The organism is Shewanella electrodiphila, assembly GCF_023283985.1.
Lineage (GTDB): Bacteria > Pseudomonadota > Gammaproteobacteria > Enterobacterales > Shewanellaceae > Shewanella > Shewanella electrodiphila.
Genome location: NZ_JAKIKU010000049.1, coordinates 1 through 723, shown reverse-complemented (window position 1 = coordinate 723; position 723 = coordinate 1). Strand labels below are relative to the sequence as shown.

Genomic DNA, 723 nt, shown 5'->3' with positions numbered 1-723 from the left:
TGCGATCCATAAAGGCACCATCACCGGATAGTTTTGGCTGTCATTTTCAAATACTGTTAGCATCGCAGGATAGGCAGCTAGCACATCCGCAATAAGCTGACGCATATCTGTTGAGACAGTCACACTATGATCCAAAATGCGATTAAGCATATTTTCTATAGCCCAAGCCAGCTCAGCCGTATAATTTGCACCGACCATACGACCGGAACCTTTTAAGGTATGGAACCCACGACGAATATCCACCAATCCGCTTAAGTCAGCTGGCAATAATCGCCAATCTTCATATAAAGGTACAATCTCAGCCAATACTTCATCAGCTTCTTCTAAAAATATCTCTTTAATATCAGGATCGGCATCATGAGCATCTGCCGCTAGCTGCTCGGTTTCTTGCATAAAGGGTTTGAGTATCGCTGGAATATCAATAGCAGATAAGGAAGCAACAGCAGTGCTCTTTTTACTATCAGCAGTTGTCTCGTTTGACTCATTGCTCATGTCGAGAGCACTTAGCAATTCAGCATCATCATCAAATGGTTGCGATAGTTCTAATGCTGAGTCTGAATCAGCAGTGACAGCATCTAATATGGTCAGCCCAGCATTGATAGGTTGCTGTGTCATGAGATTATGGCTTTGTAGAATAGTGACAGCAGGATCAAAGCTTGGAGATTGTTGCGCTTCAAAATCTATCACTAATGCTGGTAGCCGTTTTGCCGTATCCATCACCAG

The 723-nt window shown here is 43.3% G+C and carries 1 protein-coding gene; it reads right to left on the bottom strand.

Annotation, left to right across the window (positions count from 1 at the left end; translation table 11 throughout):
• The coding region (locus L2737_RS22245) for an Hpt domain-containing protein (protein WP_248957141.1) at positions 1-723 on the bottom strand (723 nt) is incomplete at both ends.